Here is a 23,990-nt window from a genome sequence, read left to right on the forward strand (position 1 = left end):
AGTAATAAATACAAGGGAGAATTTATTATGAGAAAAAAAGTGTCTATTTTTCTGGCTGCGGTGATGGCTGCGTCTATGCTCACAGCCTGCTCCAGCAGCGAAACGGCCCAAAGCGGCGCAACACAGGAACAGACAGAAGCGTCTGCCCAGACCCAGACGGGAGAGGAGAGCGCTTCTTTTGCAGAGCAGACAGCAGACGGACAGACCTATAAGGTAGGTGTGCTCCAGCTGACAGAGCATGCGGCTCTGGATGCTTCCAACGAAGGCTTTATTGCGGCTCTGGACGCTTCCGGCATCAGCTACAAGGTAGATCAGCAGAACGCCCAGAATGACCAGTCCGCATGCCAGACCATTGCCACAAAGCTGGTAAGCGAGGAGAATGATCTGATTCTCGCCATTGCCACCCCTGCGGCACAGGCGGTAGCCGGAGCTACTTCGGAGATTCCCATTGTAGGCACTGCCATCACGGATTATGCCGAGGCGGGATTGGTGAATGACAATGAGGCTCCCGGAACCAATGTGACCGGAACCTCCGATCTGACCCCTGTGACAGAGCAGATCGATCTGCTCACCAGAATTTTCCCCGATGCGCAGAGAGTAGGCATTTTGTACTGCTCTGCAGAGGCAAATTCTCAGATTCAGGCTGAGATGGCTATTGCAGCCTGCGAGGAAAAGGGACTTTCCAGTGAGACCTTCACCGTTTCAAGCTCTAACGAAATTCAGACCGTAGTGGAATCTATGGTAGGAAAGGTGGACGTAATTTATGCGCCTACCGATAATACCATAGCGGCAGGTATGGCTACCGTATCTATGGTTGCCACCGACAACGGACTTCCCATTATCTGCGGCGAGGCAGGCATGGTGGAGGCTGGCGGCCTTGCAACCTATGGTATCGATTATTACCAGCTGGGCTACCTTGCAGGAGAAATGGCAGTTTCCATTTTGAAAGGAGAAGCTTCTCCTGCAGAAATGCCTATCGGCTATCTTGACGCCTCCAAGTGTGAGCTTACCGTAAATGAAGAGACGGCTGCGGCTCTTGGAGTAGATTTGTCCGTGCTGGATGAATAAAAGAAATAAATACAGTCTGAAGCGTACCATAAAATGAAGAGGGGAAGGGCAGAAGGAGATTCTTTTCTGTCCTTCCCCTTTTTGATGTCACAAATTGCCGTCATAATATGAAAAATAGCTTGCGTTTATGATATAAATTCTTTATTATTATCTTTGAGACATTAATGCGTGGACGCGTTTCAGCAGGAAAGCGTTTCAGCAGGAAAGGTATGGTTGATTATGAGTGCATTTTTGATTCAAATGCAGGGAGCGGTATCCCAGGGTATTTTGTGGGGGGTTATGGTTCTTGGGGTCTATATCACCTATAAGATTTTGGATATTGCAGACCTGACAGTGGACGGGAGCTTTGCCCTGGGAGGCTGTGTCTGCGCCCTCTTTGTGGTGGAAAAGGGTTACAGCCCCTTTGTGGCTTCCCTGCTTGCGCTGCTTGCCGGAGCGCTTGCGGGACTGGTGACGGGCATGCTGCATACGGCTTTTGATATTCCTGCAATTCTTGCAGGTATTTTGACGCAGCTGGGACTTTGGTCTATCAATCTGCGTGTTATGGGAAAAAGCAACACTCCTTTTTTGAAGGTGGATACCATGATTTCCCAGTTCAGCGATCTTACGGGACTCTCCAACGGCTGGGCAGCCTTGATTGTGGGACTGGCCGTAGCAGTGGTTTTGATTCTTCTGCTGTATTGGTTTTTTGGAACAGAGCTTGGCTGCGCCATGCGCGCTACCGGCAACAATGAGGACATGATCCGCGCTCTGGGATGTAACACGAAAATTACCAAGATTATCGCGCTTGCACTGAGCAACGGGCTGGTGGGCTTATCCGGCGCCCTGGTAGCCCAGCAGCAGAAATACGCCGATATCGGAATGGGAACCGGAGCCATCGTGATTGGACTTGCGGCAATCGTCATTGGAGATGTGCTTATGAGAAAGGCAATAAGCTTTTGGGCCAAGCTGATTTCTGCAGTACTGGGAAGCGTTGTTTACTTTGTAATTCGTGCGCTGGTGCTGCGCATTGGTCTGGATGCAAACGACATGAAGCTGTTTTCCGCTATTTTTGTGGCGCTTGCCCTGTGCATTCCTGTTGCGGCGTCCAAATGGCGCGTACATAAGGCTTACTCGGAAGATGGAGGTAATCTGTAATGTTAGAGCTCAGCAATGTTTATAAAACCTTTAACAAGGGCACGATCAATGAAAAACGCGCCTTAGACGGCATTAACCTCACCTTAAATGACGGCGATTTTGTTACGGTGATCGGTGGAAACGGAGCAGGCAAATCTACCGTGCTTAACATGATTGCGGGGGTCTATCCTATCGATGCCGGTAAAATCATTATAGAAGACATGCTTTTTACAAAGGATGGAGAGGAAAATAAGGTCCAGGTGAACCTTTCACGCATGCCGGAGCATGCCAGGGCAAAGTACCTGGGCAGAGTATTTCAGGATCCTATGAAGGGCACGGCTGCAGGCATGGAGATTCAGGAGAATCTTGCTTTAGCCTACCGCAGGGGCCGGGCCAGAGGACTTAAATGGGGAATCACAAAAAGTGAGAAAGAATTTTATTATGAAAAACTGAAAAGCCTGGGGCTGGGCCTTGAGGAGCGTATGACCTCAAAGGTTGGGCTGTTGTCCGGCGGGCAGAGACAGGCCCTTACCCTTTTGATGGCTACGCTGCAGCAGCCGAGGCTTCTTATGCTGGATGAGCATACGGCGGCGCTGGACCCTAAAACCGCAAGGATTGTGCTGGAAATCACCGAAAAAATAATTGGCGAAAATCATCTGACGGCTCTGATGGTGACCCATAATATGAAGGATGCCATCCGCCTGGGAAACCGCCTTGTGATGATGCACGAGGGAAAAATTATATATGATGTGTCCGGGGAAGAGAAGAAATCGCTCCAGGTGGCGGACCTGCTGGCGAAGTTTGAGGAGGTCAGCGGCGGAGAATTTGCAAATGACCGGATGATGCTGGCGTAGAAAGTAAAAGTAACAGCTTAGCAGGCGCCCATTCGCAAAGCCGCACCCATGGTGCTTTTTCGCTGCTTCGCAGCTAACTTTGCTCATTATCGGGCGCTCCGCTCATAAGCTGTGCAACAAGCAACTTCATGCAAGCATGATTTGCTTGTCATGCAACTTATGGCTAAGCTGTTACAAAAAATGTAAAAAATCATAAAATGCTCTGGATTTTTCAGTGTAAATATGAGAAAATGAACACGAGGATTATGATATTATTTTATCAATAATATTGTAAGATGCAGATTTGAAAGGAGATTTCACATGATTTATTCAAAGGAAGTTGAAGAAATGTGTCCAGTAGCGCAGGGTGTTGCTCACGGCTGTGCTCCCATTCCGGAAGAGGCGAAATGGGTAAAAGCAAAAGAAGTTAAGGATATTTCCGGTCTGACTCATGGTGTGGGCTGGTGTGCGCCTCAGCAGGGCGCCTGCAAGCTGACCCTGAATGTTAAGGAGGGTATTATTCAGGAGGCTCTGGTAGAGACCATCGGCTGCTCCGGTATGACCCACTCCGCAGCAATGGCTGCTGAAATCCTGCCTGGCAGAACCGTTATGGAGGCTCTGAATACAGACTTGGTATGTGATGCAATCAACACCGCCATGAGAGAGCTGTTCCTGCAGATCGTTTATGGACGTTCTCAGAGCGCATTTTCAGAGGATGGACTTCCTGTTGGCGCCGGCCTGGAGGATTTGGGCAAGGGCTTAAGAAGCCAGGTAGGCACCATGTATGGCACACTGAAAAAGGGTCCTCGTTACCTGGAAATGGCGGAAGGCTATGTAACAGGTATCGCTCTTGACGCAGAGGATCAGATTATCGGTTATCAGTTCGTAAGTCTTGGAAAGATGACTGATTTCATCAAGAAGGGCGACGACCCCAACACTGCATGGGAAAAGGCAAAGGGACAGTATGGCCGCGTAGCCGATGCAGTAAAGATTATCGATCCCAGAAAAGAGTAAGTGTAGAAGTGAAACTTCATTAGGAGGACAAGTAAGATGGCATTATTTGAATCATATGAAAGAAGAATTGACAAAATCAATTCCGTGTTAAACAGCTATGGCATCGCTTCTCTGGAAGAGGCTGAAAAGATCACCAAGGATGCCGGTCTTGACGTTTACAATCAGATTAAAGGCATTCAGCCCATCTGTTTTGAAAATGCCTGCTGGGCTTACATAACAGGCGCTGCCATTGCAATCAAAAAAGACTGCAGAAGAGCGGCGGATGCAGCCGCTGCAATCGGCGAGGGCCTGCAGGCTTTCTGTATCCCCGGCTCCGTGGCAGACACCCGTAAGGTGGGCCTTGGACACGGCAATCTTGGAAAGATGCTGCTGGAGGAGGAGACCGAATGCTTCTGCTTCTTAGCAGGTCATGAGTCCTTCGCGGCTGCAGAGGGAGCTATCGGTATTGCAGAGAAGGCAAACAAGGTCCGCAAGAAACCGCTGCGTGTGATTCTGAACGGTCTTGGAAAAGACGCTGCACAGATTATTTCCCGCATCAACGGCTTTACCTTTGTGGAGACAGAGTATGATCCTTATACAAACACTGTAAAGGAATTGTTCCGCAAGTCTTACTCCGACGGACTGCGCGCGAAGGTAAACTGCTACGGTGCAAATGATGTTTGCGAGGGCGTTGCTATTATGCACAAGGAGGGAGTTGATGTTTCCATTACCGGAAACTCTACCAATCCCACCAGATTCCAGCATCCCGTTGCAGGAACCTACAAGAAGGAATGTATCGAACAGGGAAAGAAGTATTTCTCCGTTGCATCCGGCGGCGGCACAGGACGTACCCTGCATCCTGACAATATGGCTGCAGGTCCTGCTTCCTACGGTATGACAGATACTATGGGACGTATGCACTCTGATGCACAGTTCGCAGGTTCCTCCTCTGTTCCTGCCCATGTTGAGATGATGGGACTGATCGGCGCCGGAAACAATCCTATGGTTGGCATGACGGTAGCTGTAGCAGTTTCCATCGAGGAAGCTGCACAGGCTGGAAAATTCTAAGACATGCTTTTCGATTTATAAGCTACAGAGCCTGAAATGCGCCGCAGTTTAAGAGACTGCGGCGCCTTTTTTATCATGAAAAAAACAGCCGGTGCGTTTTCTTGCGGTAAAATTCAAAATTACTTAAGATTTTCATAATAATTATGCGTTTTCTACTAGTAAAGTAAAGGATTATGCTGTATAATGTTCTATGATGAGTGTTCATTGCATAGTTACTCATTGACAATACTAAAGGAGGGAGGAGTAAACAAGTGTATTTTTGCAAGAACTGTGGAGAGCCTTATATGACCGATGAAGCTGTAATGTGTGTAAAGTGCGGCGTGGCAAAGGGACATGGATCAAACTATTGTCAAAACTGCGGAAAGCCGGTTGCACCCAATGCAGAAGTCTGCTTAAACTGCGGTGTGAGGGTTGCAAATACTGCAGCGGCTTCCGGCGGCAAGTCAAAGATGGCGGCTGGCCTGCTTGGCATTTTCTTAGGATGCTTCGGGGTACATAATTTCTATCTTGGCTATACTGCGAAGGCTGTGACCCAGCTTGTGCTCACTCTGGTGGGATGTGTATTAAGCTGTATTGTGATCGGCATATTCCTCGTACTGGGCATATGGATTTGGGGCCTGATCGAAGGTATTATGATTCTTACCGGTAAGATCAATACCGACGCCCAGGGGAATCTGCTAAGTGAATAATGAATCTTATTAAATTTATTAAAGGAGAAGAAGATGGACGGACAAAATTTTCAAAACGGACAGAACACAGAAAACGGACAGGGTACACCTGTAAATAACTATCAGGACAATACTTCTTTCAATCAGTATCAGGTTCCTCCTACATCACCTCAGCAGGCGCCCAAGCAGACCAATGTGCTTGCGATTGTCAGCCTTGTTATGGGTATTCTGGCAATTGTACTGGGCTGCTGCAGCGCATATATCGGTATCATTCCTGGTATTGCCGGAATTGTCTGCGCAATTTTTGCCAATAAGCAGGGCAAAACAGGCTTGGCCAAGGCTGGCTTGATCTGCTCCATCGTTGGTATTGTCATTGCTCTTGTTATCACGATTCTGGGCGTGGTTGGCCTGTCAATTTTAAGCGACTACGGATATTACTACTAAAATCAAGTATATGAAGAAACAAAAAACATTGGAGGATCAGCTTTATTTTGCCGGCTGGTTTCTCCTGATAGGTGGTATTGCGGGAATCTTTGTATATTTTCAATTTATTATGCCGAAGCTGTCGGTTTTTCCGTGCTTTTTTTACCATGTTTTGGGAATTTATTGCCCCGGATGTGGCGGCACCAGGGCGATTGGGGCCTTACTGCAGGGAAAGCCACTGCTTTCCTTCTGGTATCATCCTCTTGTGCCATATACCGTGGTGCTTTTTGGAGGCTTTATGCTGACACAGACCCTGGATCGTGTGCATTTTGCAAAAGTGCGGGGCTGGAGATTCCATAATTGGCATATGTATGGCGCGGTTGTTCTTTTGACCGCAAATTGGATTATCAAAAATCTGCTTTTACATCTATTCCATGTTTCTTTATAAAAAACAGCTTAAACCATGAGAAATGGTTTTACAAAAGGAGAAAATATGGATAAGAAAGTGACAGGAATCGTGTCTTATTTCACGATTATAGGCTGGCTGGTTGCTTATTTTGCAGGAGACAAAGAGGGAGCAAAATTCCATTTGAATCAGTCTCTGGTAGTGAATCTTGGCTTTATCATTTCTGGAATTATTTCCTGTATCCCGCTGATTGGCTGGATTATATATGCCGTTGCAGGCATTTTCCTTGTGGTATGCTGGATTCTGGGATTGATTGCAGCCATCAATGAAGAGGAAAAAGAAATTCCTCTGTTAGGAAAAATCAAGATATTAAAGTAATGGCAAAATCAGCCCGCATTTGGCGGGCTGATTTTTCATATGCGCTTTACGGCGCACATTTATAAGCAAGAAGGATTATTCGCTGTATTCTATGGTCAAATCCACATCATCAGGCTCTTCGCCGTGGAGAAAAGAGATGAGGATCTGTATCCTTTTATATGCACGGGAATAATTCTGCAGTGCATAATCGGCGGTATATTCATTGTATGAGTTGTTGCTGTAGGCTTCGTGATAGCTTTTCACTGCCTCTGTCATATATTCACCGGCTTCATCGGCCAAGCTCTCCAGATAATCGAATTCTTCCGGAAAGTCCACCTGTGAAAACTCCTGAAATTCCGCATCTAATTCATCCAGATAGCCAAGAAGCTCTGTGGTATATCCCTCAGATGTAGTGTCTATATTGTTAATGGAAGTGTCAAGCTCAGAAATGCTGGTGCAGAACTGATCTACCTCTGTCTTGAACCTTGACAATTCCGGGTCCCTTCCACACCCAGTAAAAAGCACAAGGGCAAGCAGAATAGGAAACATATGCTTTATTTTCATAAAAATAACCTCCAGTACGGAATAAAATAAATAATATAAAAAATTTATCACATTTTGTCTATTTTAGCAACTATTCCATTGGGATTTAACTTAATACCAATGGGATTAAGTTAAATCCTGCCCTTTACGATTAAAACTTTCTTGTGGTACAATAAAAAAGATATTTTTTACCATCATTTTATTTCAGCTGTGGAGACACTTATGACAAAAGAACAATTTTTCAGTTTTTGTAAAAATAGATATGTTTATCTGGATGGGGCTACCGGCTCTAATTTGGTAAAGGCAGGAATGCCTTCCGGCGTATGTCCTGAAAAGTGGATTTTAGAGCACCGGGAAATTATGCTGCAGCTGCAGAAGGACTATGTGCTGGCGGGTACAGACATTTTGTATGCGCCTACCTTTACGGCAAACCGGGTAAAACTGAAGGAGTACGGCCTGGATTCCAAGCTGTCGTCCATGACAAAGGAATTAGTGGCCATTTCCAGGGAAGCGGCCGCTATTGGGAACGGAAAGGTTTATGTGGCCGGAGATATCACCATGACGGGAGAACAGTTAAGGCCTGTGGGGAAAATGGAGCTGGAGGAGCTGATTTCCATTTACAAGGAACAGATTCTTGCCCTGGAGGAAGCGGGAGCTGATCTTTTGGTGGTGGAAACCATGATGAGCCTGGGAGAGGCTAGAGCAGCTCTCATTGCTGCAAAGGAAGCAAGCAGCCTTCCGGTTATGGTAACCATGACCTTTGAAAAGGACGGACGGACTCTTTTTGGAACGGATGCCAGAACGGCGGCAGTTGTGCTGGAGAGTCTGGGAGCCTGTGCCATAGGGGCCAACTGCTCCACAGGGCCGGCACAGATGCAGCAGATAATTGAGGATATGGCTTCGGTTACCCAGGTGCCCATTATCGCAAAGCCAAACGCAGGTCTTCCCTATGTGGATGAAAACGGAGTGACCTGCTACACCATGGGAGCGGAAGAATTTACAGAGGAAATGAAGCTGTTGGCGGGGAAGGGCGCCTGCATTCTGGGAGGATGCTGCGGCACTGCGCCGGAATACATAAAAGCCCTGAGAGATGCGCTGGGGAACCAGCCTATGGAAAAGGCTGCCCGCAGGCAGCCTGGAATCCGTTTTCTTTCCTCAGAGCGAAAGACGGCAGCCTTTGGCCTTGACGGGAACTTTATTATCGTAGGCGAACGTATTAATCCAACCGGGAAAAAGCTGCTGCAGGCGCAGCTTCGGGAGGGAAACATGGATAGGGTGCTTGCCTTTGCGGAGGAGCAGGAAGCAGACGGAGCGCAGATTTTGGATGTGAATATGGGCATGAGCGGCATCGATGAAAAGGCGATGATGCTTCGGGCCCTGGAGGAAATCAGCGGCGTAACCAGCCTGCCTTTATCCATTGATTCCAGCTATGTTGAGGTGATAGAGGCGGCCCTTCGGGCTTATCCCGGGAGAGCCTTGATCAATTCTATCTCTCTGGAAAAGGAAAAGTTTGAAAAGCTGCTGCCTATCGCCGCAAAGTATGGCGCCATGTTTATTCTGCTGCCCCTGTCGGATCAGGGACTGCCCAAGGATTTGGAAGAAAAGAAGCAGATTATTCAGACCATCTATGAAAGAGCGCTGTCTCTGGGAATGTGCCGGGAGGACATTATAGTGGACGGCCTGGTGACAACGGTGGGGGCAAATAAAAATGCTGCATTGGAAACCCTGGAAACCATTCGCTACTGCAGGGAACAGGGCTTTGCAACCATCTGCGGACTGTCCAACATATCTTTTGGAATGCCAGAGCGGAGCTTTGTAAATACGGCGTTTTTGACGCTGGCCATCAGAGAGGGACTGACCATGGCTATCGCCAATCCCTCCCAGGAGCTTTTGGTGAGCTGTGCTCTGGCCACAGATCTTTTGCTTGCCAGGGAAGATGCAGATGTCCGCTATATCGAATATGCCGGCCGGGTAAAGGAAAATCGTGAAAAAAAAGAGGCCGAACTGCAAAAAAGGCTGCTGGCTGCCAAAGGGACGGCTTCGGAAGGAAGCCTGCCAGCAGGACAAAGGACAGCTCCCGGATTTGAAGAGTCCCCCAAATCCTCACCAAAAGAGGAGTCCGGGCAGGAAAAGCTCCGAAATGCGCTGCATACCGCTGTGCTGAAGGGAAACAGAAAGGGCATTGTGCAGATAACAAAGGATGCGCTCTCAGGGGGAGACGACCCGGCAAAGCTGTTGAACGAAGTGCTTTTGCCCGCCATAAACACGGTGGGAGATTATTTTGATAAGGGAAAATATTTTCTGCCTCAGCTGATTGCCAGTGCGGAGGCAATGAAGAACGCCATTGAGATATTGGAGCCGCTTTTGCTAAAGGAGTCGGATGCCAAAGATATGCCTGTGGTGGTCATTGCCACGGTGGAGGGCGACATTCACGATATCGGCAAAAATCTTGTGGCCCTGATGTTAAAAAACCACGGATTTCAAGTGATCGATTTGGGCAAGGACGTTCCCAAGGAAAGAATCATTGCTGCGGCAAAGAAGCATAACGCAAGGATTATCGCCCTGTCAGCCCTGATGACTACCACCATGCAGCGGATGCGGGAGGTGATAGAGTATGCGGCAGAGGAAGGGGTTCATGCAAAGATTATGATCGGCGGCGCAGTAATCACCCAGGAATACGCAGATGAGATCGGCGCGGACGGTTATTCCCGGGATGCAGCGGAGGCCGTGAAGCTGGCGAAGAAATTAAACGCATCGGATTTTCAAAAAATTCATGAGCAGGAGGAAGTTTTATGATAGGAGCAGATGCCATAATAAAATGCCTTGAGGCGGAAGGGGTAGAGACAGTATTTGGCTATCCCGGTGTTGCCATTTGTCCTTTTTATAACAGTATTTTAGATTCGAATATCCGAACCATTCTCATCCGCACAGAGCAGAATGCGGCTCACGCGGCAAGCGGCATGGCCAGAATCACAGGAAGGCCCGGCGTATGCGCCGTGACCTCCGGCCCAGGAGCCACCAATGTGATCACGGGTATCGCCACTGCCTTTGCCGACAGTATTCCTTTGATCTGCATTACGGGACAGGTAAACAGCGAGCTTTTAGGCAGCGATGTATTTCAGGAGGCGGATATCACCGGAGCGGTGGAGTCCTTCGTAAAGTACAGCTATCTGATCAAAAATGTCAATGACATTCCCAGAGTGTTTAAGGAGGCCTTTCACATTGCAAACACCGGCAGAAAAGGCCCCGTGCTCATTGATATTCCCATTGATATCCAAAATGCTCCCATCTCGAAATTCAAGTATCCGGAGGAGGTAGTCTTACGCACCTATAAGCCTACGGTAAAGGGACACGCTGTGCAGATCAAAAAAGTGATAAAGGAGCTGGAGCGGGCAAAGCGTCCCATTATCTGTGCGGGGGGAGGCGTCCTTTTAAGCGACGCCCAGGGAGAGCTTAAAAGCTTTTCCGAAAAGCATCAGATACCGGTGGTTTCCACCATGATGGGAATTGGCGTCATGCCCACAAAGCATCCCCTGTACTTTGGCATGGTGGGAAACAACGGAAAAGCGTATGCCAACAGGGCTATGAATGAATCTGATCTTTTGATCATGGTGGGAGCCAGAGTGGCGGATCGTGCGGTGAGCCAGCCGGATTTGATCACTCAGGGAAAGGTGCTGGTTCACATAGATGTGGACCCGGCGGAGATTGGCAAAAACGCAGGGCCTGCGATTCCTCTGGTGGGTGATGCAAAGCATATTTTTGAAGATTTCTCAAAGGAAGACTTTACCTGTGACTACAGCCAGTGGCTTGCTGCCCTGCGGGAATACCGGGAGACCATGGTGAAAAAGAGAACGCCCAATCCCGCCTATGTGGACCCGGCGGCTTTTATTACGAGACTGTCCGAAAAACTGGAAGAGAATGCGGTCTATGTGGCGGACGTGGGGCAGAATCAGATCTGGTCCTGCGGCTATCACATTGTAAAAAAAGGAAATTTTTTCACCTCCGGAGGCATGGGCACCATGGGATATTCCATTCCTGCGGCCATGGGGGCAAAGCTTGCTGCGCCGGACAGACAGGTGATTGCGGTCTGTGGGGACGGCTCCTTCCAGATGTCCATGATGGAGCTGGCAACCATGCGCCAGCATGATATTCCGGTGAAAATTATCGTTCTGAAAAACAATTACCTGGGCATGGTCCGGGAGTATCAGCATTATACCTACAAGGATCATTATTCGGTGGTGGATTTGTCGGGCAGCCCGGATTTGGAAAAGCTTTCCTCTGCTTACGGCATCCCCTTTCTGCGGCTTGCAAATATGGAGCATGTGGACAAAACGCTGGATCTCTTTTTGGAAAAGAATGAATCCATGCTGCTGGAATGCCTGATCGATCCCATGGACCTGGTGAAGTAAAAAAAGGAGGGACGGATATGAAAAAGAGAATTTATTCGGTTTTGGTAGAGAACCGTTCCGGTGTTCTGTGTAAGGTTGCGGGGCTTTTTTCCAGAAGATGCTTTAATATTGACAGTCTTGCGGTGGGAGAGACGGACGACCCGGCCGTGTCAAATATGACCATTGTCAGCAGCGGAGACGAACGGACCATTGAGCAGATTGAAAAACAGCTGAACAAAAAGCTGGATGTCATCAAGGTAAAGACCTATTCGGAAAAACAGTGCATTACCAGGGAATTAATGCTGATCAAAATTAAGTACAATAAAAATAACCGCCGGGAAATCATGGAACTGTGTGAAATTATGAAAGCAGAGATTGTGGATATGTCGAAGCACTTTATGATCATACAAATCTGTGACAATCCTGAAAAAATCAGGCTTTTGATCAATATGCTGCAGTCTATCAGCATTGTTGAGGTTGCCAGAACCGGGACCCTTGCCCTGGCGAAGTGCGCGGAAAACGATGAGGCCAAATAGAAAGAGGGATGGTATTTGAAGCTTTATCGGACTAAAGTGTTTTTTGTTGACATTCGCACAGTAACTTGCTATATTAAGTAATTAGAAAGATGCTTGGAAAGGTTAGAAGGATATGCAGAAAAAAGTATTTCAGCTGCTTGTGGACAATACCTCCGGTGTTCTCAGCCGGATTTCCGGACTTTTTTCCAGAAGGGGCTATAACATTGAGAGCATAACTGCGGGCGTAACTGCAGACCCCCGCTTTACCAGGATTACCATTGTGACTTCGGGAGACGATGAAATCCTGGAGCAGATAGAAAAGCAGGTGGGAAAGCTGGTGGATGTCCGGGATATCAAGGAGCTTAAGCCCCAGGAAAGCGTATATCGGGAGCTTGTGCTGATTAAGGTGAGGGCGGAGGCGGACAAACGCCCCAGCATCATCGCCATTACGGATATTTTCAGGGCCAAAATCATAGATGTGGCGCCGGAGAGCCTGATCATAGAGCTTACCGGCGATCAGAGCAAGATAGATGCCTTTATTCATCTGCTGGAGGGACATGAAATTCTGGAGCTGGCCAGAACAGGACTTGCCGGACTGGGACGGGGCACGGAGAATGTCACTTACATAACCGGGGATTGATATGCGTTAGCTCTAGGGAAACCTATCAGTTATAAATTTAATGAAACAAAATGGAGGAAATGAAAATGGCTAAAATTTTTTATCAGGAAGACTGCAATCTTTCCTTGTTAGAGGGCAAGACCATTGCCATCATCGGCTACGGCAGTCAGGGACATGCGCATGCGCTGAACCTGAAGGATTCCGGATGCCATGTGATTATCGGTCTGTATGAGGGCTCAAAATCATGGGCCAAGGCCGAAGCCCAGGGATTTGAGGTATATACCGCAGCGGAGGCTGCAAAGCGCGCCGATATCATTATGATTCTGATCAATGACGAGAAGCAGGCAGACCTTTACAAGAACGACATTGAGCCCAACTTAGAGGAGGGCAATATGCTGATGTTTGCACATGGCTTCAATATTCACTTCGGCTGTATCGTGCCTCCCAAGAATGTGGACGTGACCATGATCGCACCCAAGGGACCCGGACATACGGTGAGAAGCGAGTATCAGGCAGGCAAGGGTGTTCCTTGTCTGGTTGCAGTGGAGCAGGACGCCACCGGCAAGGCACAGGACATTGCCCTTGCCTATGCGCTGGGAATCGGCGGCGCCAGAGCAGGCGTGCTGGAGACCACCTTCCGCACCGAGACCGAGACCGATCTTTTCGGAGAGCAGGCTGTGCTCTGCGGCGGCGTTTGCGCATTGATGCAGGCGGGCTTTGAGACTCTGGTGGAAGCAGGCTATGATCCCAGAAACGCATACTTTGAGTGTATTCATGAGATGAAGCTGATTGTGGATCTGATCTATCAAAGCGGCTTTGCCGGCATGAGATATTCCATCTCTAACACTGCTGAGTACGGCGATTATATTACCGGACCCAAGATCATCACCGAAGAGACCAAGAAGACCATGAAGAAGATTCTGCAGGACATTCAGGATGGTACCTTTGCAAAGGAATTTCTGCTGGATATGTCTCCCGCAGGAAAGCAGGTTCACTTCAAGGCTATGAGAAAGCTTGCTTCCGAGCATCCCTCCGAGAAGGTTGGCGAAGAGGTGCGCAAGCTCTACAGCTGGAACAACGAAGAGGACAAGCTGATCAACAACTAATAAAGACAAAGGAAGGGGATGCCAGGCATCCCCTTTTTGAGGTTATTTTATGTCATCCTTTCAAGATAAAATGAAGCCCCCAAAGGGGATGGAGCCGGAGCATTGGTTTACGGAAATGTATAAGCGCCACAAAGGACATCCCCTCATGACGCTGGTTGCTTTGTATAAGGGAAATTATCACAAATTTGTGCTGGCGGTGGTTTTTTTCTTTATCAAGCACAGCTGCGTGTGGGTGCTGCCCATAGTGACAGCCAATATTATCAACGACATCACTGCAAAAAATCCGGACAGTGTCCGAAACATTATACTGTATTCTATTCTGATGGTTTTTCTCATTGCACTGAATGTGCCCATGAATTACCTTTATACGGATTACAAAAGCCAGGCAACCAGATACGCTGAGACAGGACTTCGCAAGGCCTTGATCTGCAAGCTGCAGCAGCTGTCTATTTCCTATCACACGGAAACCCAGTCCGGGCGGCTGCAGTCTAAGATCATAAGGGACGTGGAGGCGGTGGAGGGGCTTTCCACCCAAATGTTTTTGTCTATCTTAAACATTGTGCTCAATATCAGTATTGCCCTGGCGGTAACAGTGAGCAAAAGTCTGGTGGTATTTCTCTTTTTTCTGGTCACCACACCCATCGCAGCCATAACCATGGTATCCTTCCGCTCTGTCATGAGAAAGCGCAACGCAGAGTTTCGCAAGGAGATGGAGGAAACCTCAGCCAGGGTGATGGAGATGGTGGAGCTGATCCCTGTGACCAGAGCCCATGCTTTGGAGGAAGAGGAGATTCAGAAAATGAGCGGACAGCTCTTTGCTGTGGCGGAAAAAGGGTATAAGCTTGACCTGATTCAGGCGCTCTTTGGCTCCGTGGGCTGGGCCATTTTTCAGATTTTTCAGATCATATGTCTGGCCTTTACCGGCTATCTGGCCTTTCAGGGAAATATTCTGGCGGGAGACATCACCTTGTATCAGAGCTATTTTTCTACCATTGTAAATCAGGTTTCCGCCATCATTACCCTGGTGCCCACCATTGCAAAGGGAATCGAATCCGTCAACTCTATCGGAGAGGTGCTCTTGTCGGATGATGTGGAGCAGAATGAGGGAAAGCGCGGCATTTCGGATGTAAAGGGGCACTTTTCCTTTCAAAATGTGCATTTTAGGTATCATGAGTCAGAACGGGATATATTGGACGACTTGAATCTTGAGGTAAAAGAGGGAGAAACCATCGCGCTGGTGGGAGAATCCGGCGCAGGAAAGTCCACGATCTTAAATATGGTGATCGGCTTTTATCTGGCAGATTCCGGCAGGCTTTTGATGGATGGGCAGGACCTTCGGGAAATTGATCTGCGCACCTACAGAAAATATCTTGCGGTGGTGCCCCAGACCTCCATTCTGTTTTCCGGCACCATCAGAGACAATATTACCTACGGCTGTGAGAATGTGTCGGAGGAGAAGCTAAACAGTGTAATTCAGGCGGCAAATCTTACCGATTTGATTGCTTCTCTGCCAAAGGGACTGGACTCCCAGGTGGGAGAGCACGGCGGAAAGCTCTCCGGCGGGCAGAGACAGAGAATTTCCATTGCCAGGGCGTTGATCCGCGATCCCAAAATCATTGTGCTGGATGAGGCTACCTCCGCCCTGGACAGCATTTCCGAAAAGCTGATTCAGGAGGCGGTGGATAACTTGACCAGGGGACGCACCACGTTCATCGTGGCGCATCGTCTTTCCACCATACGGGGAGCGGATAAAATTGCCGTAATCAGCGGGGGAAAATGCGCGGAATATGGAAGCTATCAGGAGCTGATGGACAAAAAGGGAATTTTCTACAGCATGAAAAAAATACAGAGCTGAGAATTGCGCGCTGATGGCGTATAAAAAAGGAAGGCAGGAGACTGTCTTTCTTTTTTTATGCGCCATTTCTTTAGAAATTCTTTGTTTTTTCCTGCAAGGGGTTTTCATATTTCAAATTTAATATAAGGGAAGAACAAAAGAGGGAGCTTGTTAATCATGCCCCTTTCCGGCATTATGGCCTCCAGGGGGAATATAAATTTCTTCATGGTTATGGCAATCACAGTATCTGCCGGGCTTTTGGGGCGTTTTTGCAGCCAAGCTTGTGCCGGTGCTGCGCACCCTTGTATCTATTCCGGCGGGAGTGCTTCATATGGAATTAAAGCAATATGTGGTAAGCTCCGCCATGGGAATTTTTTTATGGAATCTGTTTTTTGTGGGCGCAGGCTATCTGCTGGGAGAGCAGGTGTTTTCCCTGCTTGGCGGAAACTGACAAGAAAAATCAAAATAAGAAGCGGTTGCTATGAGGCCGGTTCATTTATATAATAGATGCAGGCGGCTTTTTGAAAACCGCAAAATTACAGGAATAGAGGGACGACAATGGACAATAGCAGGTTTCATATTTTGATTGTGGAGGACGACAGAGAAATTCGCGAGGGCGTGGAAATTTATTTGAAAAATCAAGGCTATGTGGTATTCCAGGCCGCAAACGGCAAGGAAGGACTTGACGTTATAAAGAAGGAGGAAATCCATCTGGCCATTGTGGATATTATGATGCCGGTTATGGATGGGGTGAGCATGCTGATGAAGCTGCGGGCCATGGATTATGAATTTCCGGTGCTGATGCTTTCTGCCAAGTCTGAGGAGGTGGACAAAATCATGGGGCTGAATATGGGGGCCGATGATTATATCACAAAGCCCTTTACGCCTCTGGAGCTTCTGGCAAGAGTAAATTCTCATCTGCGCAGGTATTCCAAATATCTCTCTGCAGTGAACAATGAGGCCGGGAACGATCATATTTACACCATCGGCGGTCTGGAATTGAATGAGGATACGGTGGAGGTCAGCGTGGACGGGGAGCCGGTAAAGCTGACGCCCATGGAATTTAAGATTGTGCAGCTGTTGATTAAAAATCCCGGAAGAGTTTTTTCCGCAGACGAAATTTATGAAAGAATCTGGAATGAAAAGGCGGTAAACACAGACACCATTATGGTGCACGTGCGAAATATACGGGAGAAAATTGAAATTGATCCCAAAAATCCCAAATATCTTAAGGTGGTGTGGGGCGTAGGCTATAAAATTGATAAGCAGTAGCTGTGATAAAGCAGGGAGATTGTGGAGAAAGGATGGGTTAGATGGGTGATCAGAGACAAATTGAAACCGCAGAAGAGAATATTGCCACAGAGGAGAAAACAGCCATGAAAAAGAAGCATTCCCTTTCTTTTCTCTGGATTTTCTTTGGAGTCTGTGCCGCCTGTGTCTGTGCTCTTTTGTATACGGCATTTTACGGAAGCTTTCGGAAGGGTGTGGAGAATCTCCGTACCAGCCCGGTGGAGACGGAAAACGGCGTCACCTTTCTCTATCAGTACAGCTATCTGCTGTATCGGGATATGTACAACAAAGTAAATAATACCAATTTAAGCTACAGTGAACTGTTTATGCAGCCTGCAGAGGGGAAAGAATGGATTCATGATGAGACCTCCCAGGAGTATCAGGAGCTGTATGCGGAAAATACGGGGGAATACGACGCGCTTGTTTCCTGCAGCAATTATCTGAATGATCATTTTTCCCAGCTGGAGAGCAGCTTTGCGCAGATGAATCTTTACTATGATTACCTTGCCGAGGACCTTTCCACAGGAGAAATTCTCACCAACCTTTCCTCCCCTGAAATCTCCCTGGCAGATCAATATTTTTATTTGAGCTTTGAATTTGATGAAAGCGGAAATGTCTCCATCGGAAGCACGGTAAAGGGAAATAATGCCACCATCATCCGGAAATATGCCAACGAGGTTATGCGGAATTTAAGTCTGGAAAATCTGACGAAGGATTTTGGCGTAGAAGGACAGCCCTCCTCGTTGTACACAATCTCAATGCCCACAAATTTCCGGATTACCTTCTGTATTGCTCAGAACGACTGGCAGCAAATGTGGGAGGAGGACTATATCAATCTTCCCGGAGGCGGATATGTCTATGACGGCTACAGTCTTTATGAGGCTTACAGATATTCCGGCAGCGCAAATCTTTACCTCATTTTTCTGGGATTGCTGTTTTTGGCGGCGCTTTTTTTGCCGGTATCCAAAAAGGAAAGCTTTGGAAGCCTTAAGCTGTACCGGATTCCTGCAGAAGCGGTTCTGGTGCTTATGGTAATGCTGATTTCTCTGTCAGATGTTACGGTGGTGGAGCTTGTGATGAATGTGGCGGACGGAAGCTACCAAAAGGGATTCGAAGCGTATATGCCCGCTGTGGCGGCAAGGCTTCTTGTCTTGACGCTTAATCTTCTGGCTCTTGGCCTGCTGTTTTTCGGTGCATGGTACGGGGGAACCTGCTTTAGATTGGTACGGGAGCTGGGAATCAAGAGGTATATCAAAGAACGCAGCGTCATCTACCGCATATTCCCTTTTCTGAAAACCAGGTTTTTGGAGGTGTATGACGCCTTAAACCACTTTGACGTGACCAAAAGTGCTAAAAAGCTCATCTGGAAGGTAGTTTTGATCAATGGCGTGATCCTGCTTATTATCAGCAGTTTCTGGGTCAGCGGCCTGTTCATCGTGGTAATCTATTCTGTGGTACTGTATTTTATTTTGAAAAAGTATATCAGCGGTATCCAAAAAAAATACAGCATTCTGCTTGGATATATCAATAGGATAGCGGAAGGGAATCTGAATGGAAATATGACGGAGGACCTGGGCGTGTTTGAACCCTTAAAGCCTCAGCTGATCCGTATTCAGAGGGGCTTCCGGAAAGCAGTAGAGGAGGAGGTGAAAAGTCAGAAAATGAAATCGGAGCTGATCACCAATGTGTCCCATGATTTAAAGACGCCTCTGACCGCTATCATCACCTATATCAATCTTTTGAAGGATGAGAATCTTACGGAGGAGCAGAGACGGGAATATTTAGATACTTTGGAGCGGAAGTCCAATCGTCTTAAGGTGCTGATCGAGGATTTATTTGAAGTCAGCAAGGCCAGCACGGGAAACATCACCTTGAATTTTGTGAAGGTAGACATTATGAATCTGGTAAAGCAGGTGCTCTTTGAGTGGTCCGACAAGCTGGAGGAGGCCGGTCTGGACCTGAGACTGAATCTGACGGACGAAAAGGTAGTGCTGTCTTTAGACAGCCAGAAAACCTACCGGATTTATGAAAATCTGGTGGGGAATATTGTAAAATATGCCATGCCCGGCACCAGAGTTTATATCAACGGCTTCCGCATTGATGATACGGTTGTCATTACGCTGAAAAATATTTCCGCTCAGGAAATTCATGTGGAGGCGAAACAGCTGACGGAACGCTTTATCAGGGGCGACGCCTCCAGAAACACAGAGGGCAGCGGCCTGGGCCTGGCCATTGCAAGGAGTTTCACTGAGCTGCAGAACGGACGCCTGGAGCTTGAGGTGGACGGAGACCTGTTCAAGGTGACCACCACCTGGAAGATAGATACGAAACAGCCGCAAGATTAATCAAACAACCGCAGAAATTTCTGCATGGAGGGAGTGGTCTGCTTCCCCGTGCAGAGAAATCCGATTCTTCTGGAGGGGATGGGTTCCTTCACCGGGAAAAGCACAAGGGAACCCTCCTCCAATTCTTTTTCCACAAAATCCCTGATCACACAGGCGATTCCCATCCCGATTTTTGCAAAATCAATCAACAGGTCCATGGTAGTGACTTCAAGCTGCTGTTCAAAGGAAATGTCCCGAAGCAGCAGTATTTATCCACATATTGGCGGGACATATTTCCCTTGTGCAAAAGAAGCAGCGTGGCTTTGGAAAAAAGCTCCCGCTCCGCCGACAGTTCATCTTCTGCCTGGGTGCGCTTTACAAGAAGCTTAAGATAATCTTCCGTGGTCACGAAAACATCGGAAATGGTTTTTATGGGGCGGAACAAAAGCCCTGTGCGCCCCGGTTCTCCGGTGAGTCCGATATCAAGCCGTCCCTTTTCCAGCGCCTCAATGGTTTCATTGGAGGACTGACAGAAAATAGAAACCCGGATATGTGGGTTTTCCCGAATAAATTCTTTTAAATAGGGGAGCAGAACATATTTGCATAAGGTAGTGCTGACTCCGATAGAAAGCTGTCCGCCTCCTGCAGCCTCCTTTTCCACAAGCTGTTCCTCCCCTGTGCGGATGGCGTGAAAGGCGGTTTCCAGCTGGCGGTATAAAAGCTCCCCCTCCTCCGTAAGGGCCACGCCCCTGGAGCTTCGAAAAAACAATGGGGTATGAAAGCTTTCCTCCAGCCGGGATATGGCCTTGCTCACTGCAGGCTGGCTGATATACAGATGCTTTGCCGCTCTGGATATATTGCCGCATTTGGCGGTCACATAAAAAATGTAATATTGATTCAGCTGATTTTTCATTTCAAGCGTCCTTTCTCTGAAAACACATTTGGTTTTTGAAGCATACCATGATAGTAACATATAACTTTTGGTTATAGCAACCATGAACAATCCATATTTGTAGAATAGTATTTTTTATGCTATGATAGGAACAGTAAAGGAAAAAACAGCTGGAAAGAAAAAGGCTGTCATATGTAGAAAGGTTGTGGTAAGTGACATGGGAATGACAATGACGCAGAAAATACTGGCTGCCGCAGCGGGCCTTGACAAGGTGGAGGCCGGGCAGTTAATTGAGGCAAAGCTGGATCTGGTGCTTGGAAACGACATTACCAGTCCGGTGGCGATTCATGAAATGGACAAAATGAAGGTGCAGGGAGTGTTTGACAAGGATAAGATCGCCCTGGTGCCGGATCATTTTGTGCCCAACAAAGATATCAAATCCGCAGAGCACTGTAAGTGTGTGCGTGAATTTGCAAAAAAGCACGAGATCACCAATTACTTTGAGGTGGGCGAAATGGGAATCGAGCATGCGCTGCTTCCGGAAAAAGGGCTTACTGTGGCGGGAGACGTGATTATCGGTGCAGATTCCCATACCTGTACCTACGGTGCCCTGGGCGCATTTTCCACAGGCGTGGGAAGCACGGATATGGCTGCCGGAATGGCTACCGGCAAGGCGTGGTTTAAGGTGCCCTCTGCCATCCGTTTTCATCTTGTGGGGAAGCCCGCAAAATGGGTCAGCGGCAAGGATGTGATTTTACATATCATCGGCATGATCGGCGTGGACGGCGCATTGTATCAGTCCATGGAGTTTGTGGGAGAGGGCATTTCCTATCTTTCCATGGATGACCGCTTTACCATCGCTAACATGGCCATAGAGGCAGGCGGCAAAAACGGCATTTTCCCTGTAGATGAAAAGGCCGAAGCGTATATGCGGGAGCATTCCAGCCGCCCCTATAAAATTTATACGGCGGATGAGGATGCGGTTTACGAGGCGGAATATACCATTGATCTGAGCGCTCTGCGCCCTACCATAGCCTTTCCTCATCTGCCGGAGAACACTCACACGATAGATGAGATTAAAGAGGATATTGCCATCGATCAGGTGGTTATCGGCTCCTGCACCAACGGCCGTCTTGAGGACCTTCGTACTGCAGCCGAGGTTCTGCAAGGAAGGCATGTGGCAAAGGGAATGCGCTGTATCGTAATCCCTGCAACCCAGTCCATTTATATGCAGGCCATGGAGGAGGGACTTTTAAAAACCTTTCTTCAGGCTGGGGCAGTGGTGAGCACACCTACCTGCGGCCCCTGCCTGGGCGGTTACATGGGAATTCTTGCGGAGGGTGAGAGATGTGTTTCCACCACCAACCGTAATTTTGTAGGCCGCATGGGGCATGTGAATTCTGAGGTTTATCTGGCAAGTCCGGCAGTGGCGGCAGCCAGCGCGGTGCTTGGAAAAATTGCCAGCCCCAAGCAGCTGGAAGCATAATATCTTTGGAAGGAGAAAAAAGAGAATGAATGTCAAGGGAACTGTTTTCAAATACGGTGACAATGTGGATACGGATGTGATCATTCCGGCCAGATATTTGAATTCCTCAGACCCGGGTGAGCTTGCCGCCCACTGTATGGAGGATATTGACAAGGATTTTATCAAAAAGGTAAAAAAGGGTGATCTGATCGTGGCCAGAAAAAATTTCGGATGCGGCTCCTCCAGAGAGCATGCGCCCATAGCCATCAAGGCTGCCGGCGTAAGCTGCGTGATTGCCGAGACCTTTGCCAGGATATTTTACAGAAACGCCATCAATATCGGCCTTCCTATTATCGAATGCCCGGAGGCGGCGGCCGGAATCGAGGCGGGAGACGAGGTGGAGGTTGATTTTGATTCGGGAATCATCCGGAATCTCACCAAGGGAACCACCTTTAAAGGACAGGCGTTTCCGGAATTTATGCAGAAGATTATCGCCTGTGGCGGCCTGATTCCTTATATCAACAGCAAAGAATAAAAAATATGCTCTGCGGGTCTGCATTTCTTATTTTGAGAGTGCAGACCTGATTTTTTTGTGCTATACTGTCGGGAGGAAAATATTGCTTCGGGCAAGGATTGGAAATGAGGAGTATTATGACAAAAGAAAAAAATGCAAAAAAGTACGAGATTGATATGTGCAGCGGCCCATTGTTTGGGAAAATTCTGCTGTTTTATATTCCCTTGATGCTTTCCGGGATTTTACAGCTTCTGTTCAATGCGGCCGACATCGTTGTGGTGGGCCGGTTTGTGGGAAGCGAAGCCCTGGCTGCCGTGGGTTCCACCAGCTCCTTGATCAATCTTTTGGTCAATGTGTTTATTGGCCTGTCTGTGGGTGCAAATGTTCTTGCAGCCCGCTTTTTTGGGGCTGGAAAGAAGGAGGAATTGTCGGACATGGTGCATACGGCCATTGCCACCTCCTTAGTCAGCGGTATCTTTCTGATTTTTCTGGGAGTATTGCTTGCAAGGCCTGCCTTGCTTTTGATGGAAACTCCCGAAAATGTCATTGACCAGGCCGTGCTTTATATGCGGATTTACTTTATAGGGATGCCGGCTACCATGGCATACAACTTTGGAAGCGCCATACTGCGCGCGGCGGGAGATACCAAAAGACCCTTGTATTATCTGTTTGCTGCCGGAGTGGTAAATGTTGTGCTGAATCTTTTCTTTGTGATCGTCTGCGGGCTGGGAGTGGCCGGTGTAGCCATTGCAACTGTGATCTCTCAGGTGATTTCTGCGGCTTTGGTGATTCGCTGTCTGGCGCTTTCGGATAGTGATTACAAGCTGGACTTAAAAAGACTTCGGATTGTTCCCGATAAGCTGCTTCGGATGGTGCAGATCGGCGTGCCCGCAGGACTGCAAGGGGCGCTGTTTTCCGTTTCCAATGTTTTGATTCAGTCCTCTGTGAATTCCTTCGGCTCCGTGGCCATGGCCGGGAATACGGCAGCCTCTAATATAGAGGGCTTCGTGTATACCTCCATGAACGCCTTTCACCAGACGGCCATCAGCTTTACGGGACAGAACTACGGGGCGAGAAATTACAAGCGCATCGGCAGAATTTTACTCATCTGTCAGCTCCTTGTAATTGCGGTGGGACTGCTTTTTGGAAATGCAGCCTACCTTTTAGGGGATAAGCTTTTGCTTCTGTATTCCTCGGAGCCGGAGGTAATCACCTATGGTCTGCTGCGCATGAGCATTATCTGCACCACCTATTGCCTCTGCGGCATGATGGATGTGATGGTGGGTTCCCTGCGGGGCATGGGATATTCCGTTATGCCTATGCTGGTGTCCCTGACAGGGGCCTGTCTTTTCCGGATTCTGTGGATTTACACTGTCTTTCGGGAGATTCCCACGCTGCAGTGTCTGTACTGGTCCTATCCTGTCAGCTGGGGACTGACCTTCCTGGCACATCTGCTCTGCTTTGTGGTGGTGTACCGGAAATTGTTGAAAACAGAGTCTTGAAACATATGTTCGATTGTGATATACTTAATGAAACAGGTTAGCAGTTTTAGAATAGGAAATATGTTT

The 23,990-nt window shown here is 48.1% G+C and carries 24 protein-coding genes; 21 read left to right on the plus strand and 3 right to left on the minus strand.

The features are described 5' to 3' along the window. Positions 1–27: 27 nt before the first annotated feature. From SHK35_RS05610 to SHK35_RS05650, 9 genes are all read left to right on the plus strand, one after another. Positions 28–1,068 carry an ABC transporter substrate-binding protein gene (locus SHK35_RS05610; RefSeq protein ID WP_318709009.1) on the plus strand — a complete coding sequence of 347 codons (1,041 nt, stop codon included), beginning with the start codon at positions 28–30 and terminating at the stop codon, positions 1,066–1,068. 219 nt (positions 1,069–1,287) lie between these two features. After that, positions 1,288–2,205 carry an ABC transporter permease gene (locus SHK35_RS05615; RefSeq protein ID WP_318704537.1) on the plus strand — a complete coding sequence of 306 codons (918 nt, stop codon included), beginning with the start codon at positions 1,288–1,290 and terminating at the stop codon, positions 2,203–2,205. Further along, on the plus strand, positions 2,205–3,038 hold the full coding sequence (locus SHK35_RS05620) for an ABC transporter ATP-binding protein (protein ID WP_318704538.1): 834 nt from the start codon (positions 2,205–2,207) through the stop codon (positions 3,036–3,038). Before SHK35_RS05615 ends, SHK35_RS05620 begins: the two co-directional genes overlap by 1 nt. Before the next feature lie 300 nt (positions 3,039–3,338). Beyond that, complete coding sequence (locus SHK35_RS05625) at positions 3,339–4,031, plus strand: iron-sulfur cluster assembly scaffold protein (RefSeq protein WP_318704539.1); 693 nt, start codon at positions 3,339–3,341, stop codon at positions 4,029–4,031. 36 nt (positions 4,032–4,067) lie between these two features. Then, complete coding sequence (locus tag SHK35_RS05630) at positions 4,068–5,078, plus strand: GGGtGRT protein (protein WP_318704540.1); 1,011 nt, start codon at positions 4,068–4,070, stop codon at positions 5,076–5,078. A 284-nt stretch (positions 5,079–5,362) separates the two neighbouring features. Further along, positions 5,363–5,767 carry a TM2 domain-containing protein gene (locus tag SHK35_RS05635; RefSeq protein WP_318709010.1) on the plus strand — a complete coding sequence of 135 codons (405 nt, stop codon included), beginning with the start codon at positions 5,363–5,365 and terminating at the stop codon, positions 5,765–5,767. 33 nt (positions 5,768–5,800) lie between these two features. Then, positions 5,801–6,190 (plus strand): hypothetical protein, encoded by a 390-nt coding sequence (locus SHK35_RS05640; protein ID WP_318704542.1) that lies wholly within the window; start codon positions 5,801–5,803, stop codon positions 6,188–6,190. 10 nt (positions 6,191–6,200) lie between these two features. After that, positions 6,201–6,617: a DUF2752 domain-containing protein gene (locus SHK35_RS05645; protein WP_318709011.1), complete on the plus strand. Its 417-nt coding sequence runs from the start codon at positions 6,201–6,203 to the stop codon at positions 6,615–6,617. A gap of 45 nt (positions 6,618–6,662) precedes the next feature. Further along, positions 6,663–6,953, plus strand: a complete 291-nt coding sequence (locus tag SHK35_RS05650) for a DUF4870 domain-containing protein (protein WP_318704544.1) — start codon at positions 6,663–6,665, stop codon at positions 6,951–6,953. Between the two features lie 75 nt (positions 6,954–7,028). On the opposite strand, the gene SHK35_RS05655 is transcribed toward SHK35_RS05650, so the two are convergent. Further along, positions 7,029–7,496 (minus strand): hypothetical protein, encoded by a 468-nt coding sequence (locus SHK35_RS05655; protein ID WP_318709012.1) that lies wholly within the window; start codon positions 7,494–7,496, stop codon positions 7,029–7,031. 201 nt (positions 7,497–7,697) lie between these two features. On the opposite strand from SHK35_RS05655, the gene SHK35_RS05660 reads away from it, so the two are divergent. The 9 genes from SHK35_RS05660 (at position 7,698) to SHK35_RS05700 (ending at position 19,572) form a co-directional block, all read left to right on the plus strand. Next, positions 7,698–10,271, plus strand: coding sequence for a homocysteine S-methyltransferase family protein (locus SHK35_RS05660; protein WP_318709013.1), 2,574 nt, complete (start codon positions 7,698–7,700; stop codon positions 10,269–10,271). Then, a complete protein-coding gene (gene ilvB / locus SHK35_RS05665; protein WP_318709014.1) occupies positions 10,268–11,884 on the plus strand; it encodes a biosynthetic-type acetolactate synthase large subunit in 1,617 nt (538 codons plus the stop codon). The genes SHK35_RS05660 and ilvB overlap by 4 nt, the downstream gene beginning before the upstream one ends. Before the next feature lie 17 nt (positions 11,885–11,901). Continuing rightward, complete coding sequence (gene ilvN, locus SHK35_RS05670; RefSeq protein WP_318709016.1) at positions 11,902–12,399, plus strand: acetolactate synthase small subunit; 498 nt, start codon at positions 11,902–11,904, stop codon at positions 12,397–12,399. A 112-nt stretch (positions 12,400–12,511) separates the two neighbouring features. After that, positions 12,512–13,018, plus strand: coding sequence for an acetolactate synthase small subunit (gene ilvN, locus SHK35_RS05675; protein WP_318704549.1), 507 nt, complete (start codon positions 12,512–12,514; stop codon positions 13,016–13,018). A 65-nt stretch (positions 13,019–13,083) separates the two neighbouring features. Continuing rightward, complete coding sequence (gene ilvC / locus SHK35_RS05680; protein ID WP_318704550.1) at positions 13,084–14,103, plus strand: ketol-acid reductoisomerase; 1,020 nt, start codon at positions 13,084–13,086, stop codon at positions 14,101–14,103. Positions 14,104–14,152: 49 nt separating this feature from the next. Continuing rightward, positions 14,153–15,958, plus strand: coding sequence for an ABC transporter ATP-binding protein (locus SHK35_RS05685; RefSeq protein WP_318704551.1), 1,806 nt, complete (start codon positions 14,153–14,155; stop codon positions 15,956–15,958). Between the two features lie 268 nt (positions 15,959–16,226). After that, entirely contained in the window at positions 16,227–16,388 is a 162-nt protein-coding gene (locus SHK35_RS05690; RefSeq protein WP_318709029.1) for a hypothetical protein, read from the plus strand. 107 nt (positions 16,389–16,495) lie between these two features. Beyond that, on the plus strand, positions 16,496–17,209 hold the full coding sequence (locus SHK35_RS05695) for a response regulator transcription factor (RefSeq protein WP_318704552.1): 714 nt from the start codon (positions 16,496–16,498) through the stop codon (positions 17,207–17,209). Positions 17,210–17,250: 41 nt separating this feature from the next. Then, the gene (locus SHK35_RS05700) at positions 17,251–19,572 is read left to right on the plus strand and encodes a sensor histidine kinase (RefSeq protein WP_318709017.1); all 2,322 of its coding nucleotides are present in this window, start codon (positions 17,251–17,253) and stop codon (positions 19,570–19,572) included. Here the strand turns inward: SHK35_RS05700 and SHK35_RS05705 are convergent. Together SHK35_RS05705 and SHK35_RS05710 are read right to left on the minus strand one after the other, a co-directional pair. After that, the gene (locus SHK35_RS05705) at positions 19,569–19,769 is read right to left on the minus strand and encodes a LysR substrate-binding domain-containing protein (RefSeq protein WP_318709018.1); all 201 of its coding nucleotides are present in this window, start codon (positions 19,767–19,769) and stop codon (positions 19,569–19,571) included. The two genes, SHK35_RS05700 and SHK35_RS05705, sit on opposite strands and share 4 nt — an antisense overlap. Beyond that, positions 19,757–20,464 carry a LysR family transcriptional regulator gene (locus SHK35_RS05710; RefSeq protein WP_318709020.1) on the minus strand — a complete coding sequence of 236 codons (708 nt, stop codon included), beginning with the start codon at positions 20,462–20,464 and terminating at the stop codon, positions 19,757–19,759. The genes SHK35_RS05705 and SHK35_RS05710 overlap by 13 nt, the downstream gene beginning before the upstream one ends. A gap of 196 nt (positions 20,465–20,660) precedes the next feature. On the opposite strand from SHK35_RS05710, the gene leuC reads away from it, so the two are divergent. The 3 genes from leuC to SHK35_RS05725 all read left to right on the plus strand — a co-directional run bounded on the left by leuC (position 20,661) and on the right by SHK35_RS05725 (position 23,924). Continuing rightward, entirely contained in the window at positions 20,661–21,929 is a 1,269-nt protein-coding gene (gene leuC / locus SHK35_RS05715) for a 3-isopropylmalate dehydratase large subunit (protein ID WP_318704560.1), read from the plus strand. Positions 21,930–21,954: 25 nt separating this feature from the next. After that, positions 21,955–22,443, plus strand: coding sequence for a 3-isopropylmalate dehydratase small subunit (gene leuD, locus SHK35_RS05720; RefSeq protein ID WP_318709022.1), 489 nt, complete (start codon positions 21,955–21,957; stop codon positions 22,441–22,443). A 116-nt stretch (positions 22,444–22,559) separates the two neighbouring features. After that, complete coding sequence (locus SHK35_RS05725) at positions 22,560–23,924, plus strand: MATE family efflux transporter (protein WP_318704556.1); 1,365 nt, start codon at positions 22,560–22,562, stop codon at positions 23,922–23,924. Positions 23,925–23,990 lie beyond the last annotated feature (66 nt).

It is taken from the genome of Candidatus Acetatifactor stercoripullorum, assembly GCF_944382095.1.
GTDB lineage: Bacteria > Bacillota > Clostridia > Lachnospirales > Lachnospiraceae > Acetatifactor > Acetatifactor stercoripullorum.

Bases quoted from the DNA above. Each gene is read 5' to 3' on its own strand.
- SHK35_RS05640 (WP_318704542.1), top strand. From the start codon at position 5,801: ATGGACGGACAAAATTTTCAAAACGGACAGAACACAGAAAACGGACAG.
- SHK35_RS05615 (WP_318704537.1), top strand. From the start codon at position 1,288: ATGAGTGCATTTTTGATTCAAATGCAGGGAGCGGTATCCCAGGGTATT.
- SHK35_RS05610 (WP_318709009.1), top strand. From the start codon at position 28: ATGAGAAAAAAAGTGTCTATTTTTCTGGCTGCGGTGATGGCTGCGTCT.
- SHK35_RS05685 (WP_318704551.1), top strand. From the start codon at position 14,153: ATGTCATCCTTTCAAGATAAAATGAAGCCCCCAAAGGGGATGGAGCCG.
- ilvB (WP_318709014.1), top strand. From the start codon at position 10,268: ATGATAGGAGCAGATGCCATAATAAAATGCCTTGAGGCGGAAGGGGTA.
- SHK35_RS05705 (WP_318709018.1), bottom strand. From the start codon at position 19,769: ATGGACCTGTTGATTGATTTTGCAAAAATCGGGATGGGAATCGCCTGT.
- SHK35_RS05655 (WP_318709012.1), bottom strand. From the start codon at position 7,496: ATGAAAATAAAGCATATGTTTCCTATTCTGCTTGCCCTTGTGCTTTTT.
- SHK35_RS05725 (WP_318704556.1), top strand. From the start codon at position 22,560: ATGACAAAAGAAAAAAATGCAAAAAAGTACGAGATTGATATGTGCAGC.
- ilvC (WP_318704550.1), top strand. From the start codon at position 13,084: ATGGCTAAAATTTTTTATCAGGAAGACTGCAATCTTTCCTTGTTAGAG.
- SHK35_RS05625 (WP_318704539.1), top strand. From the start codon at position 3,339: ATGATTTATTCAAAGGAAGTTGAAGAAATGTGTCCAGTAGCGCAGGGT.
- SHK35_RS05695 (WP_318704552.1), top strand. From the start codon at position 16,496: ATGGACAATAGCAGGTTTCATATTTTGATTGTGGAGGACGACAGAGAA.
- leuC (WP_318704560.1), top strand. From the start codon at position 20,661: ATGGGAATGACAATGACGCAGAAAATACTGGCTGCCGCAGCGGGCCTT.
- ilvN (WP_318704549.1), top strand. From the start codon at position 12,512: ATGCAGAAAAAAGTATTTCAGCTGCTTGTGGACAATACCTCCGGTGTT.
- SHK35_RS05700 (WP_318709017.1), top strand. From the start codon at position 17,251: ATGGGTGATCAGAGACAAATTGAAACCGCAGAAGAGAATATTGCCACA.
- SHK35_RS05635 (WP_318709010.1), top strand. From the start codon at position 5,363: ATGACCGATGAAGCTGTAATGTGTGTAAAGTGCGGCGTGGCAAAGGGA.
- SHK35_RS05630 (WP_318704540.1), top strand. From the start codon at position 4,068: ATGGCATTATTTGAATCATATGAAAGAAGAATTGACAAAATCAATTCC.
- SHK35_RS05710 (WP_318709020.1), bottom strand. From the start codon at position 20,464: ATGAAAAATCAGCTGAATCAATATTACATTTTTTATGTGACCGCCAAA.
- SHK35_RS05650 (WP_318704544.1), top strand. From the start codon at position 6,663: ATGGATAAGAAAGTGACAGGAATCGTGTCTTATTTCACGATTATAGGC.
- ilvN (WP_318709016.1), top strand. From the start codon at position 11,902: ATGAAAAAGAGAATTTATTCGGTTTTGGTAGAGAACCGTTCCGGTGTT.
- SHK35_RS05620 (WP_318704538.1), top strand. From the start codon at position 2,205: ATGTTAGAGCTCAGCAATGTTTATAAAACCTTTAACAAGGGCACGATC.
- leuD (WP_318709022.1), top strand. From the start codon at position 21,955: ATGAATGTCAAGGGAACTGTTTTCAAATACGGTGACAATGTGGATACG.
- SHK35_RS05660 (WP_318709013.1), top strand. From the start codon at position 7,698: ATGACAAAAGAACAATTTTTCAGTTTTTGTAAAAATAGATATGTTTAT.
- SHK35_RS05645 (WP_318709011.1), top strand. From the start codon at position 6,201: ATGAAGAAACAAAAAACATTGGAGGATCAGCTTTATTTTGCCGGCTGG.